The organism is Kitasatospora sp. NPDC005751 (genome assembly GCF_040630835.1).
In the GTDB taxonomy this organism is placed as follows: Bacteria; Actinomycetota; Actinomycetes; order Streptomycetales; family Streptomycetaceae; genus Kitasatospora.
In genome coordinates this window covers 93,397-106,801 of record NZ_JBEXYC010000001.1, presented here as the reverse complement: position 1 = coordinate 106,801, position 13,405 = coordinate 93,397, and the positions used below count along the sequence as shown (strand labels likewise).

Genomic DNA, 13,405 nt, shown 5'->3' with positions numbered 1-13,405 from the left:
CAGGAACCTCGATGGTCAGCGGGCCGTGCCCACCAGGCCCCGGTTGCGCAGCACCCGGCGCTCCAGCGGGGCGAAGAGCAGGAGGTCGATGGCGATGCCGACGAACAGGACGAGGATGATGCCGAGGAGGACGCCGGACATGCTGGCCGACTCCCGCTGGTTCTCCAGGAACCGGCCCAGGCCCAGGCCCAGGTCGGGGGAGGACGCGACGAGTTCGGCGGCCATCAGCGAGCGCCAGGAGAACGCCCAGCCCTGCTTGAGGCCGGCCAGGTAACCGGGGAGGGCGGCCGGCAGCAGGATGTGGCGGGCGTTCGACAGGCCGGTGGCGCCCAGGGTGCGGCCGGCCCGGAGGAACAGCGGCGGCACCTGGTCGATGCCGGCCACCAGGCCGTTGGCGATGGAGGGGACGGCGCCGAGCAGGATGACGGCGTACATCATCGAGTCGTTGATGCCGAGCCAGATGACGGCGGCGGGCACCCAGGCGACCGAGGGCAGCGACTGCAGGCCGGAGAGCACCGGCCCGAGCGCGGCCCGGACCGGCTTGACCCGGGCGACCAGCAGACCGATCGGGGTGCCGATCACGACCGCGATCAGGAAGCCGGAGATACCGCGCCAGACGCTCGTCCAGATGATGCTGAACAGTGTCCCGGCCTCCCAGAGCTCGACCAGCGAGCGCCAGACGTCGGCCGGGCTGGGCAGCTTGTAGGAGGAGGTCAGTTCGAGGCTGTAGGCGCCCTGCCAGAGCGCCAGCACGAGCAGCAGCCCGAGCAGCGGCGGCAGCGCCTTCGTCCGCAGGATCTCGCCGAGCGGCACGCGCCGCACCTGGACGGCGTCCAGCGCGTCCAGGCCGGCGCCGACGTCGGCGATGTCCGCCGGCCGGTCCTTGGCCAGGGTGGTGGTGCTGTCAGTGCTGGCCATGGCGGCGGATCTCCCCACGCAGTTCTTCGGTGATCTCGATGGACAGGTCGGCGACGCCGGCGGACTCGATCCGGCGCGGCTGCGGCAGGTCGATCCGCCACTCGCGGGCGACCCGGCCGGGGCGCGAGGAGAGCAGCACCACGCGCTGGGCGAGCCGGACGGCCTCCCGCACGTTGTGCGTGACGAACAGGACGGAGAGCTTGTGCTCGGCCCAGATCCGGGTGATCTCGTCGTGCAGCACGTCCCGGGTGATGGCGTCGAGCGCGGCGAACGGCTCGTCCATCAGCAGGACCGAGGCGCCCTGGGCGAGCGCGCGGGCCAGTGCGACGCGCTGGCGCATGCCGCCGGACAGCTCGTGCACGCGCTTGCCGTAGGAGCCGCCCAGCCGGACGAGTTCGAGCAGCCGCTCGGCCTCGGGGCGGCGCTCGGGGCGGGGCACGCCGGCGAGCTTGAGCGCGAGTTCGATGTTCTTGCCGGCGGTGAGCCAGGGGAACAGCGCGTGCTCCTGGAACATCAGCGCGGGGCGTCCGCCGGTCACCTCGATCGAGCCCGCGGTGGGCTTGTCGAGGCCGGCGACCAGGTTGAGCAGGGTGGACTTTCCGCAGCCCGAGGCGCCGAGCAGCGTGACGAACTCGCCGGGCGCGACATCGAGCGTGATGTCGTCCAGGACGTGCGTGGCGGCACCCGGGCGGCCGAAGGACTTGTGCACGTGCGAGATCCGGACGGCGGGCGAGCCGCCGCGGGTGTCGACGCCGACGGCGTCGTCCGAGGTGGTCAGTGCCGGGGTCATCCGGGCACCTCCTGCATCTGGGGGCAGCTCCCGGCCGGGGGCCGGGGGCGGTCATGGGCCCCTCCTGCCGGTCGGCGGGCGAGGAGGGCGGGTGGCGAAGGAATCGGGGCCGGGGTCCGGCCCCGCCCGTCCCGTGTGCTCTGGGGGCATCGATCGGGCATCGACCGGGCGGGCGGGGAACCGGACCTCGGGGCTTGGGTGCGGCGGGGCTTCCGTGCGCCGTGGGTGGCGCGGGTGCCGCGCGGTGCTACTTGGCGCCGAGCCCGGCGTCCGCCACGGGAGCCTGGCCCTTCTCCTTGAGCACCTTGTTGAGCAGCGTCAGGTCGTAGATCCCGGCCAGGTTCGGCTTCTTGAGCAGGCCGGCGGTGACGGCGTGGTCGGCCTCGGCCTGCAGGGTGCCGGCCAGCGGGTCGTCCAGGAAGTCGATGTCGGCCCAGGCCGGGTCGAGGATCTCGGCCGGCAGGGCGTTGCCGGCCTCCTTCTTGATGGCGGCGTTGGCGTCGGCCTTGGCCTTGTCGGAGTTGGCCTTGATGAAGGTGTTGGTGTTCACCGAGCCGCGCAGCACGGCCTCCACCACGTCGGCGTGCTCCTTGAGGAACTTCTGCGAGACGATGATGTTGGTGATCACGAACTTCTTGTCCGGCCAGACGTCCTTCTCGTTGAGCAGGACCTTCGCACCGAGGGTGACCAGCTTGGACGCGGTCGGCTCGGGCACCCAGGCGCCGTCGATCGAGCCGGAGCTGTAGGCGTCCGGGGTGACCTTGTTGTCGCTCCGCACCACCGAGACGTCGCCGGCGCCGGTGTCGGGGTTGACCTTCAGCCCCTTGCCCGCCAGGTAGTTGAGCAGCGCCACGTCCTGGGTGTTGCCGCGCTGCGGGGTGGCGATCTTCTTGCCCTTGAGGTCGTCCAGGCTCTGGATCTTCTCGGGGTTGACCACCAGCTTGACGCCGCCGGAGGCCGAACCGCTGATGATCTTCAGCGACTCGCCGTTGGACTGGCTGTAGCCGTTGATCGCGGGGGAGGGGCCGATCCAGCCGATGTCGATGGAGCCGGCGTTCAGCGCCTCGATCTCGGCCGGACCCGCGTTGAAGACCTGGGTCTTGATCTGGGTGGTCCCGAGCTCCTTCTGGAAGAGGCCCTCCTGGAGCCCGACCAGCGGGGTGCCGTGGGTCAGGTTGGCGAAGTAGCCGATCTTGACCGTGTCGGCGGAGAGCTTCACGCCGGAGGCGGAACCGCCGGCGGCGGCGGCCGCGGCGGGCTTGTCGTCCTCGCTCTTCGAGCCGTAGCCGCAGGCGGAGAGCAGCGCCACCGCGGTGAGGCCGGCGACGGCGGCCGCGGCGGAGCGTCTGATCCGGCCGGCGGCCGGGTGTGTCGGCCGATCGGGGAGGGTGGCGGGCGCGAGTGCGTGGTTCGGTGCCATGGGCGAAGTCCTGTTCACGGGCGGACCGTCGCGGGGACGGTCCCGGGCGGGAAGGGGCGGGTCGTGCTCGCGGCATCGGGGGATGCCGGGCAAGCCGGGTCGGTGCGCCGCACCAGCTGTGGGGTGGGACAGCGGCCGGCCCGGTGACAGGGCTCCGGTCAGCCCTGTCGGCCCGCACATCGGGTCAGGCCGCCCTGGCCGCTGCCGAGGACGCCGCTGCCGATGCGGCCGCCTTCCTTGTCCATGCCCGAGAACGCCTCGCGGGGCATCAGACCCAGTCCTCCTCGTCGGGTGCGCCGGACGCGTCGGGGCGCACGGTGTCGAAGGCCTCGCCCGCCATGCCGGCGGTGAGGGTGGTGCCGTCGGCCGGGTCGATCAGCAGGAACGAACCGGTCCGGCGGTTCACGCGGTAGTCGTCGAGGGCCAGCGGCTCGGCGGTGCGCAGCACCACGTGGCCGATGTCGTTGACCTCCAGCCCCTGGGCGCCGGAGCGCTGTTCGAGGCTGTCGATGTCGATGCGGTAGGAGATCGCCTTGACCAGCGCGCGCACGGTGCGGGTGGTGTGCTTGAGCAGCACCTTGTCACCGGCGCGCAGCGGGCGCTCACTGAGGTGGCTGACGGTGGCCTCGATGTCCTTGGTGGGCACCGGGACCGGGCCGGCCGCGATCAGGTCGCCGCGGGAGACGTCGATGTCGTCGGCGAGGCGGACGGTCACCGACTGGGGGGCCCAGGCGAGGTCGGTCTCCGCGCCGAGCGCGTCGATGCCGGCGACGGTGGTGGTGTGGCCCGAGGGCAGCACCGTCACCGGGTCGCCGACCCGCAGCACGCCGGAGGCCAACTGGCCCGCGTAGCCGCGGTAGTCGGGGTGCTCGTCGCTCTGCGGGCGGATCACGTACTGGACCGGGAAGCGGGCCGGCTCGACGCTCGGGTCGCTGCCGACCGGCACCGTCTCCAGGTGCTCCAGCAGGGTCGGGCCGCCGTACCAGTCCATGTGGGCGGACGGCTCGACCACGTTGTCCCCGGCGAGGGCGGAGATCGGGACCGCGACCACGTCCCGGACGCCGAGCGAGGCGGCGTAGGCGGTGAACTCCTCGGCGATGGCGGCGAAGACGGGCTCCGCGTACTCGACGAGGTCCATCTTGTTGACGGCCAGCACCACGTGCGGCACCCGCAGCAGCGCGGCGACGGCGGCGTGCCGGCGGGTCTGCTCGACCACGCCGTTGCGGGCGTCCACCAGGACGACGGCGAGTTCGGCGGTGGAGGCGCCGGTCACCATGTTGCGGGTGTACTGCACGTGCCCGGGGGTGTCGGCGAGGATGAACCGCCGGCGGGGGGTGGCGAAGTAGCGGTACGCGACGTCGATGGTGATGCCCTGCTCGCGCTCGGCGCGCAGGCCGTCGGTGAGCAGTGCGAGGTCGGGCGCTTCCTGGCCGCGGCTCAGGGAGGCGCGCTCGACGGCCTCCAGCTGGTCGGCGAGCACCGACTTGGAGTCGTGCAGCAGCCGGCCGACCAGGGTGGACTTGCCGTCGTCGACGGAGCCGGCGGTGGCGAAGCGCAGCAGGGCGGTGGCGCTGGTCCGGGTGGTGGTGCTCATTTAGAAGTATCCCTCGCGCTTGCGGTCTTCCATCGCGGCCTCGGAAAGCTTGTCGTCGGCCCGGGTGGCGCCGCGTTCGGTGAGGCGGCTGGCGGCGATCTCGGCGATCACGGCCCCGATGTCGGCGGCGTCGGAGTCGACGGCGCCGGTGCAGGACATGTCGCCGACCGTGCGGTAGCGGATCAGGCGCCGCTCGACCGGCTCGTGCTCCTTGGGGCCGCCCCACTCGCCCGCGGTCAGCCACATGCCGCTGCGGGAGAAGACGTCGCGCTCGTGCGCGTAGTAGATCTCCGGGAGCTCGATGCCCTCGCGCTCGATGTACTGCCAGACGTCCAGCTCGGTCCAGTTGGAGAGCGGGAAGACGCGCACGTGCTCGCCGACCGCGTGCCGGCCGTTGTACAGCGACCAGAGCTCGGGGCGCTGGCGGCGCGGGTCCCAGGCGCCGAACTCGTCGCGCAGGGAGAAGACGCGCTCCTTGGCGCGGGCCTTCTCCTCGTCGCGGCGGCCGCCGCCGAAGACGGCGTCGAAGCGGTTGCGCTCGATGGCGTCCAGCAGCGGGACGGTCTGCAGCGGATTGCGGGTGCCGTCGGGGCGCTCGCGCAGCCGGCCGTCGTCGATGAAGTCCTGGACGTGGGCGACGTGCAGGCGCAGGTTGTGCTCGGCCGCCACCCGGTCGCGGTACTCGATGACCTCGGGGAAGTTGTGGCCGGTGTCGACGTGCAGCAACGAGAACGGGACGGCGGCCGGCCAGAAGGCCTTGAGCGCCAGGTGCAGCATGACGATGGAGTCCTTGCCGCCGGAGAACAGGATCACCGGGCGCTCGAACTCCCCCGCGACCTCGCGGAAGATGTGCACCGACTCGGCCTCCAGCGCGTCCAGGTGGGACAGCGCGAAGCCGCTCTCTTCGGTGGGGACCAGGCTGTCGGTCGCGGTGGTCACGCGAGACCCCTCTCGGTCAGGAAGGCGTGGAGTTCGGCGGCGCTCTCGGCCACCTCGCGGCCCTGGGTCTGGAGCCGCAGCTCCGGGTCCACGGGGGCCTCGTACGGGTCGTCGACGCCGGTCAGGCCGGAGAGCTCGCCGGCCGCCTGCTTGGCGTACAGGCCCTTGACGTCGCGCTCGGCGCAGAGCTCGACGGGGGTGGCGACGTGGATCTCCAGGAAGCCGGTGCCGTGGGCGGCGTGCCGCTCGCGGACCGCCGCCCGGGAGTCCGCGTAGGGGGCGATCACCGGGGCGAGCACCTTGACGCCGTTGGCGGCGAGCTTCTCGGCGACGAAGCCGATCCGGGTGACGTTGGTGTGCCGGTCCTCCCGGGTGAAGCCGAGGCCCTTGGAGAGGAACTCGCGGATCTCGTCGCCGTCCAGGACCTCGACCTTGTGGCCCTCGGCCCGCAGCCGCTCGGCCAGGGCGAAGGCGAGCGTGGTCTTGCCCGCACTCGGGAGCCCGGTCAGCCACACGGTGGCGCCGCGCTCGCAGGGGGCGGCCGCGGGGGCCGCCTCCGCGGCTCCGTCGGCGGCCAGGGTGGTGGCTGTGCTCACGGTGGGTTCTCCAGACGGGTAGTGACGGTGGATCGGTGGTGGGGCGGTGGCTCGCTCAGAGGTGGATGCCGCACTCGGTCTTGCCGGAGCCGGACCAGCGGCCGGCCCTGGCGTCCTCGCCCTCCTCGGGCTTGCGGGTGCACGACAGCGGCGAGCAGCCGACCGACGTGTAGCCCTCCCACAGCAGCGGGTTGAGCAGGACGCCGTTGGCGTTGACGTAGGCGTCCACGTCCTCCTGCGTCCAGCGGGCGATCGGGGCGATCTTGACCTTGCGGCGCTTGGCGTCCCAGGCGACCACCGGGGTGCCGGCCCGGGTGGGCGACTCGTCGCGGCGCAGCCCGGTGGCCCAGGCGTCGTAGCCGCCGAGGCCGCGGTTCAGCGGCTCGACCTTGCGCAGCGAGCAGCAGAGGTCCGGGTCGCGGTCGTGCAGGGCGGGCCCGTACTGGGCGTCCTGCTCGGCGACCGTCTGCAGCGGCTTGAGGGTGATGAGGTTGACCGGCATCACCGCGGCCACCGCGTCCCTGGTCCCGATGGTCTCGGGGAAGTGGTAGCCGGTGTCCAGGAAGACCACGTCCACGCCGGGGAGGACCGAGGAGGCGAGGTGGGCGACGACCGCGTCCTCCATCGAGGAGGTGACGCAGAACCGCGCGCCGAAGGTGTCTGCGGCCCAGGCCAGGATCTCCTGGGGGGTCGCCTCCTCCAGCTCGCGGCCGGCGGCGGTCGCGATCGCCTCGTAGTCAGTCGTCGTGCCGGTCATGTGACGTACCCCCGTCGGTCGCCGTGGTCCTGTCGGGTGCCGAGAGCAGGCCGAGGAACTTCAACTGGAAGGCCCGGCGGCAGCCGTGGCACTCCCAGGCGCCGTGCCCGGCCTCGGAGGGGCGAAGGTCCTCGTCGCCGCAGTACGGGCAGAAGAACGGTGCCGCCCGCTCACTCATGACAGCTGCTCCTCGCTGGCGCGGGCGGCCCACTGGGCGAAGCGCTCGCCTTCGGCGCGGTCGGCCTGGTAGCGCGTCAGCACCCGCTCGACGTAGTCCGGCAGGCCGTCCTTGGTGACCTTGAGGCCGCGGACCTTGCGGCCGAAGCCGGCCTCCAGGCCGAGCGCGCCGCCCAGGTGCACCTGGTAGCCCTCGACCTGCCGGCCGTCGGTGTCGGTCACCAGCTGGCCCTTGAGGCCGATGTCCGCGACCTGGATGCGGGCGCAGGCGTTCGGGCAGCCGTTGATGTTGATGGTCAGCGGCTCCTCGAAGTCCGGCAGGCGCTTCTCCAGCTCGTCGATGAGCGTGCGGCCGCGCTCCTTGGTCTCGACGATGGCGAGCTTGCAGTACTCGATGCCGGTGCAGGCCATGGTGCCGCGGCGGAAGGGCGAGGGGGTGACCCGCAGGTCCAGCGCCTCCAGGCCGGCCACCAGCGACTCGACCCGGTCCTCGGCGATGTCGAGGACGAGCATCTTCTGCTCGGCGGTGGTGCGCAGCCGGTCGCTGCCGTGGGCGGCGGCGAGGTCGGCGATCCGCCCGAGCAGGGCGCCGTCGACCCGGCCGACCCGCGGCGCGAAGCCGACGTAGTAGTTGCCGTCCTTCTGCCGGTGCACGCCGACGTGGTCGCGCCAGCGGCCGGCGGGCTCCTTCGGTGCGGGGCCGTCCACCAGCTGGTACTTGAGGTACTCGTCCTCCAGGACCTGGCGGAACTTCTGCACGCCCCAGTCGGCGACCAGGAACTTCAGCCGGGCGCGGTTGCGCAGCCGGCGGTAGCCGTAGTCGCGGAAGATGCCGATGACGCCGCCGTAGACGTCCGCGACCTCGTCGAGCGGGACCCAGGCGCCCAGGCGGACGCCGAGCTTGGGGTTGGTGGAGAGGCCGCCGCCGACCCAGAGGTCGAAGCCGGGGCCGTGTTCGGGGTGCTCGACGCCGACGAAGGCGACGTCGTTGATCTCGTGCGCGACGTCCAGCAGCGGGGAGCCGGAGACGGCGGACTTGAACTTGCGCGGCAGGTTGGAGAAGTCCTTGTTGCCGATGAAGCGGCGCTGGATCTCCTCGATGGCGGAGGTGCCGTCGATGATCTCGTCCTCGGCGATGCCGGCCACCGGGGAGCCGAGGATGACGCGCGGGGTGTCGCCGCAGGCCTCGGTGGTGGACAGGCCGACGGCCTCCAGCTTCTGCCAGATCGCGGGGACGTCCTCGATCCGGATCCAGTGGTACTGGACGTTCTGCCGGTCGGTCAGGTCGGCGGTGTTCCGGCCGTAGAGCTCGGAGACCTCGGCGATCGCCTTGAGCTGGGCGACGGTCAGCCGGCCGCCGTCGATGCGGACGCGGAGCATGAAGTACTCGGCGTCCAGCTCGTGCGGGTCCAGGATCGCGGTCTTGCCGCCGTCGATGCCTTCCTTGCGCTGGGTGTAGAGGCCCCACCAGCGCATCCGGCCGCGCAGGTCGGCGGGGTCGATCGAGTCGAAGCCGCGCTGCGAGTAGATCGTCTCAATACGTGTCCGCACATTGAGACCGTCGTCGTCCTTCTTGAACTGCTCGTTGGCGTTCAGAGGAGTGAAGTGGCCCATGCCCCACTGGCCCTCACCGCGGTGGCGGGTCACCTTGCGAGGCGCGGCGGGGCGGCGTGCCTCGGCGCGATCGGCCGTCGGCTCGGCGGTCTCGGGGGTGGTGGCCATGGTGAAGTCCTTCGGGGCAGGTGGCTCTGACGCCGGATCGGTCGCTGGGCGTGCTCGGCCGGGCGCTGCTGCTGTGACCTGCGGGTTTCTCAAGGCCGGGAGAGCAGTGACCGTGGCCGGGCGGGCGCCTGCGCATCCGCGTCGGCGGGGATGGCGGGGTGGTGGCGCCGGGTGCGGTGGGTGGCGGCGGGGTGGGGCTCAGATCACCGGACAGATGGCGCTGGACACGCGAAGGAGATCGACGTGGAGTCGACCTACTAGGGTGGTTCCGGCGCTAGGCATGGCAAGAGATTCGCACGGAGCACGACGCGAGGTCCACTAACGTCCGAATGATGGACGCAAAGGTTTCGCATACCGAGATGCCGAGACGTTCCCGCCGCTCCCCGGATCGGACCCCCGTCGAACGGCCCGCGACACGGGAGATCAACGGACCTGCCCCGGCCCGATACCGTTAGCCCTGTGCAAGCAGCAGGCGAAACGACGAGACCGAACCCGGAGCGGCCCTCCCGTCGTCGGGGCAAGGGCTCCCGACGGGCGGCCAAGGCCACCTGGCGCACGACGGCCTGGGCGCTGGTCAGGGACACCACCAACACCTGCGTCGAGTACCGGGTCACCGGGCTCGCGGCGGAGGCGGCGTTCTTCACCCTGCTGTCCATCCCGCCGCTGCTGCTCTGCCTGGCCGGCACCCTCGGCTACCTGGACGACCTCCTCGGCGCGGGCACGATCGACAAGCTGAAGCAGGACATCCTCAAGGCCTCCGGGACGGTCCTCTCGGACTCGTCCATCCAGGACGTGGTGATCCCGCTGCTGGACGAGGTCTTCAAGCACACCCGCCCGGACCTGGTCTCGATCGGCTTCCTGCTCTCGCTCTGGTCCGGGTCCCGGGCGCTGTACATCTTCATCGACACCATCACCGTGATGTACGGGCTCGACGGGAAGCGCGGCATCGTCAAGACCCGGCTGATGTCGCTCGGCCTCTACCTCGGCGCCCTGGTGATCGGCTCCCTGGTCCTGCCGCTGCTGCTGGTCGGGCCCGGGCTGGTCCAGAACACCGTCCAGGACCTCGCGACCGTGGTCAACGCGCTCTACTGGCCGGTCGCGATCCTGTTGCTGATCGTCTTCCTGACCACCCTGTACCACCTGGCCGTACCCGTCTCGACGCCCTGGCGGGAGGACATCCCGGGCGCGCTGGTCGCGCTGGTGGTGCTGGTCTTCTGCAGCGTCGGACTGCGGCTGTACCTGGTCAGCTCGGTCGAGGGCCCCTCGGTGTACGGCTCGCTGGCCGCGCCGGTGGCCGTGCTGCTCTGGATCTTCGTGGTCGCGCTCGCGGTGCTGATCGGCGCCGCGATGAACGCCGCCATAGACCGCCGCTGGCCGACCCTGGAGACCGCCGACGCCCGCGCCGAGAACGAGCGCGCGCAGGAGGAGGCCGCCGCCGCCGTGGTCCGCGAGGTGGCCGCCCGGCGCGCCGCCGAGCGCGCCCGGCGGGCGCGCGAGCTCGGCCTCGCCGAGGGGGCCGAGGAGGAGTACGCCGAGGAGGGGGATGACGTCGACGTGCCCTCCGAGTACCCCGAGCGCTGGGCCGACGTGCTCGCCGCCGACAACGTCCGGGCCCGGCTCACCAGCCGGAGCGGTCCGCACCACCGGCCGACCCCGCCCCCGCCGGACAGCGACCGGCCGACCGCGCCGCCGCCCGAGCGCACGCTGCCCAGCCACCCGCCGCGGCCGCCGTGGGAACAGCGCTGACGCGCCGCGGCGCCGGGCGGTCGGCGCGGCGCCGGCCGTCGGCGACCGGGTCGTCGGCGACCGGATCGGCGCAGGTGAAAAACCGGTTGGCAGCGCCGGAGACGGCCGCTACGGTGTGACCAGTTCGGTTTGAGGGGACCGCTGTACCGGTCCACGGAGAAGAGAAGCGAGGTGAGCCTTGTGACCGTCTTTGCCGTCACGGCTGCCCTGGGCAGCGCTCGCACCCACCACCTCTCCCTCCCGGCCGTCGGCTGACGCCGCCTTCGCGCGCGCAGCCGTAGCCCGGCGGGATCACTTTCCTCCCGAAGGGCCCACTGCGTTGTTCAACGCTGCCTCCGTTTCGTCCCTCCTCTCCTCCGATTCCGACTCCTGTGACTTCCCGCTGGCCGACTACGGCTGGACGGCCGAGTCCGAGGAGCTCTTCGCCCCGCTCGCCGAGGCCGGGCTGACGCCCGCCCGGATCGTCCGGGTGGACCGCGGCCAGTGCGACGTCGTCCTGGCCGACCCGTCGACCGGCGAGCCGCGCACCGTCCGGGCCGACACCCGGTCGGTCGGCGACGTCGACATGATCAACTGCCCCTGCACCGGCGACTGGGCGGCCGTGGACCTCGCGGCCCAGCCCATGCCGGCCGTCGCGGCGCTGCTGCCGCGCTCCACCGCGATCATCCGCAAGGTGGCCGGCAAGCGTTCGGACGGCCAGGTGCTGGCGGCCAACGTCGACACCGTCCTGATCGCCGCCTCGCTCGCCGCCGAGCCCGACCTGGGCCGGATCGAGCGCTTCCTGGCCCTGGCCTGGGAGTCCGGCGCCGATCCGGTGGTCGTCCTCACCAAGGCCGACCTGGTGGACGACGCCGACTTCATCCGGGCCGACGTCGAGGCCATCGCCCCCGGCGTCACGGTGCTGGTGGTCAGCGCCGAGACCGGCGAGGGGGTGGACGTGCTGCGCGCCTGCACGCCCGGCACCACCGCCGTGATCGGCCAGTCCGGCGTCGGCAAGTCCACGCTCACCAACGTGCTGGCCGGTGCCGAGGTGATGACCGTTCAGCAGGCCCGGGCGGTCGACCAGAAGGGCCGTCACACCACGACCACCCGTGAGCTGATCCCGCTGCCCGGCGGCGGCGTGCTGATCGACACGCCCGGCCTGCGCGAGGTCGGCCTCTACGGCGGCGAGGGCGTGGCGATGGCCTTCTCCGACATCGAGGAGCTGGCCGAGGGCTGCCGCTTCCACGACTGCGGTCACCACACCGAGCCCGGCTGCGCGGTGCGGGCCGCGCTGGAGGACGGCACGCTCCCGCAGCGGCGGATGGACAGCTACCTCAAGCTCCAGCGCGAGAGCGAGTGGATCGCCTCCCGTTCGGACGCCCGGCTGGCCTCGGCCCGGCTGAAGAAGTGGAAGACCATCACCAAGTCGGTGCGCGCCCGGGGCGTCGTCAAGCGGTGACGGCGGACCGGCGGGGCGGCGGGCGCGCTGCGGCGGCCCGTCGCCCCGCCGGGCGCGTGCCGCTACGCTCGACCGCGTGGACGAGATCGACGGGGTGGAGGTCCTCGCCTTCGTGGACGCCCGGGCCTTCGAGGACTGGCTGGCCGCCAACCACCCGCGCCACGAAGGCGTGTGGATCAGGATGGCCAGGCGGAAGTCCGGCATCGCGTCGGTCACCGACGACGAACTGGTCGACATCGGCCTCTGCTACGGCTGGATCTCCGGGCAGCGCCGCGCGCTCGACGAGCGGTACTACCTGCAGAAGTACGTACCGCGCCGGCCCAGGAGCCTCTGGTCGCAGGTGAACGTCGACCGGGTGGCGGCCCTCACGGCCGAGGGCCGGATGCGCCGACCCGGGCCCGCCGAGGTGCGCCGTGCCCAGGCGGACGGCCGGTGGGCGGCGGCCTACGCCTCGCAGCGGGCCGCGACCGTGCCGCCGGAGCCGGCTGCGGCGCTGGAGGCGGACCCGCGGGCCCGGCGGGCGTTCGAGGCACTCGACCGGACGGCGCGCTACCGGCTCGTCCTCCCGCTGCTCCAGGCGCTCACCCCGCTGGCCCGGCGGGACCGGCTCGACCGGGCGCTGCAGCGGCTGACGGGCGACGGCGGCCCGGCGGCGTAGCGGTCGGCGGCCGGTGCGGCGCGACGCCGAGCGGGCGGCGTCGGCGGCCGGTCGGAGCTCCGTCAGCGCAGGAGGTCGGCCACCACGCGGAACCGCTCCAGCACGACGGGAGTGGAGTCGTCGACGGTGAAGCCGGGATCGCCCAGCGCCGCCCGCAGCTCCTCGCTGTGCCAGAAGTCCTCGTGGCCCGCGCGCCACGCGGCCACCGTGGTGAAGCCCTCGCCCTCGTCCACGGCGTGCCGCAGGTCGACCTCCGCGAGCGGGACGACCCGGACGTCCGTGGTCTCGGTCACCGCCACCGCCCGGCCGTCCGAGTCGATCACCGCCGAGCGGACGCCCACCCTCGGCAGCGGTTCGTCCTCGTGCTCGTACTCGGCGAGCAGGCCGGTGGTGCTGGTCTTGGCGCCGCTGACGACGGCCGCGACCAGCCGGTCGCGCAGCGGCCCGGGGAAGGCGAACTGCTCCACCCGTAGCGCGGTGACCCGGGGATCGTCCGGGCCGGTGTACGGCTGCTCGGTCACGGGAGGCTCCTAGTCGCGGGGAGAATGGGTCAGTCGGTCGGGCGGATCGGGTGCCCGGCCCGGCCAGGGTAGCCGCGGGCCCGGCCGCACGGCTCGTGGTTTTCCCGGCGCGGGCGAGCGGTCGGA

The 13,405-nt window shown here is 72.6% G+C and carries 14 protein-coding genes; 3 read left to right on the top strand and 11 right to left on the bottom strand.

Features of this window, described 5'->3' with window-relative positions; translation table 11 throughout:
• Window positions 1-15: 15 nt before the first annotated feature.
• From ABZ497_RS00505 to ABZ497_RS00460, 10 genes are all read right to left on the bottom strand, one after another.
• Window positions 16-918 (bottom strand): ABC transporter permease, encoded by a 903-nt coding sequence (locus ABZ497_RS00505; RefSeq protein WP_329487152.1) that lies wholly within the window; start codon window positions 916-918, stop codon window positions 16-18.
• Window positions 905-1,708, bottom strand: a complete 804-nt coding sequence (locus tag ABZ497_RS00500; protein ID WP_329487151.1) for an ABC transporter ATP-binding protein — start codon at window positions 1,706-1,708, stop codon at window positions 905-907. Before ABZ497_RS00500 ends, ABZ497_RS00505 begins: the two co-directional genes overlap by 14 nt.
• A gap of 247 nt (window positions 1,709-1,955) precedes the next feature.
• Window positions 1,956-3,128 (bottom strand): aliphatic sulfonate ABC transporter substrate-binding protein, encoded by a 1,173-nt coding sequence (locus ABZ497_RS00495; protein ID WP_359802369.1) that lies wholly within the window; start codon window positions 3,126-3,128, stop codon window positions 1,956-1,958.
• Window positions 3,129-3,396: 268 nt separating this feature from the next.
• Entirely contained in the window at window positions 3,397-4,722 is a 1,326-nt protein-coding gene (locus tag ABZ497_RS00490; protein ID WP_352290309.1) for a GTP-binding protein, read from the bottom strand.
• A complete protein-coding gene (gene cysD / locus ABZ497_RS00485; RefSeq protein ID WP_359802366.1) occupies window positions 4,723-5,661 on the bottom strand; it encodes a sulfate adenylyltransferase subunit CysD in 939 nt (312 codons plus the stop codon).
• Window positions 5,658-6,239, bottom strand: coding sequence for an adenylyl-sulfate kinase (gene cysC / locus ABZ497_RS00480; RefSeq protein ID WP_329492071.1), 582 nt, complete (start codon window positions 6,237-6,239; stop codon window positions 5,658-5,660). The genes cysD and cysC overlap by 4 nt, the downstream gene beginning before the upstream one ends.
• A gap of 73 nt (window positions 6,240-6,312) precedes the next feature.
• On the bottom strand, window positions 6,313-7,014 hold the full coding sequence (locus ABZ497_RS00475) for a phosphoadenylyl-sulfate reductase (protein ID WP_359802364.1): 702 nt from the start codon (window positions 7,012-7,014) through the stop codon (window positions 6,313-6,315).
• Window positions 6,995-7,192: a hypothetical protein gene (locus tag ABZ497_RS00470; protein ID WP_329487146.1), complete on the bottom strand. Its 198-nt coding sequence runs from the start codon at window positions 7,190-7,192 to the stop codon at window positions 6,995-6,997. Before ABZ497_RS00470 ends, ABZ497_RS00475 begins: the two co-directional genes overlap by 20 nt.
• Window positions 7,189-8,913 (bottom strand): nitrite/sulfite reductase, encoded by a 1,725-nt coding sequence (locus ABZ497_RS00465; RefSeq protein ID WP_359802362.1) that lies wholly within the window; start codon window positions 8,911-8,913, stop codon window positions 7,189-7,191. The genes ABZ497_RS00470 and ABZ497_RS00465 overlap by 4 nt, the downstream gene beginning before the upstream one ends.
• A 198-nt stretch (window positions 8,914-9,111) precedes the next feature.
• Window positions 9,112-9,195 (bottom strand): putative leader peptide, encoded by an 84-nt coding sequence (locus tag ABZ497_RS00460; RefSeq protein WP_329492070.1) that lies wholly within the window; start codon window positions 9,193-9,195, stop codon window positions 9,112-9,114.
• Between the two features lie 177 nt (window positions 9,196-9,372).
• Here ABZ497_RS00460 and ABZ497_RS00455 point away from each other — a divergent pair, with 177 nt between their 5' ends.
• The 3 genes from ABZ497_RS00455 to ABZ497_RS00445 all read left to right on the top strand — a co-directional run bounded on the left by ABZ497_RS00455 (window position 9,373) and on the right by ABZ497_RS00445 (window position 12,758).
• Window positions 9,373-10,659, top strand: coding sequence for a YihY/virulence factor BrkB family protein (locus ABZ497_RS00455; protein WP_359802359.1), 1,287 nt, complete (start codon window positions 9,373-9,375; stop codon window positions 10,657-10,659).
• A gap of 382 nt (window positions 10,660-11,041) precedes the next feature.
• Window positions 11,042-12,100, top strand: a complete 1,059-nt coding sequence (gene rsgA / locus ABZ497_RS00450; protein WP_359802981.1) for a ribosome small subunit-dependent GTPase A — start codon at window positions 11,042-11,044, stop codon at window positions 12,098-12,100.
• 76 nt (window positions 12,101-12,176) lie between these two features.
• Window positions 12,177-12,758, top strand: coding sequence for a YdeI/OmpD-associated family protein (locus tag ABZ497_RS00445; protein WP_359802357.1), 582 nt, complete (start codon window positions 12,177-12,179; stop codon window positions 12,756-12,758).
• A 62-nt stretch (window positions 12,759-12,820) separates the two neighbouring features.
• Here the strand turns inward: ABZ497_RS00445 and ABZ497_RS00440 are convergent, their stop codons facing one another.
• Entirely contained in the window at window positions 12,821-13,225 is a 405-nt protein-coding gene (locus ABZ497_RS00440) for an ASCH domain-containing protein (RefSeq protein ID WP_359802980.1), read from the bottom strand.
• Between the last annotated feature and the right edge of the window lie 180 nt (window positions 13,226-13,405).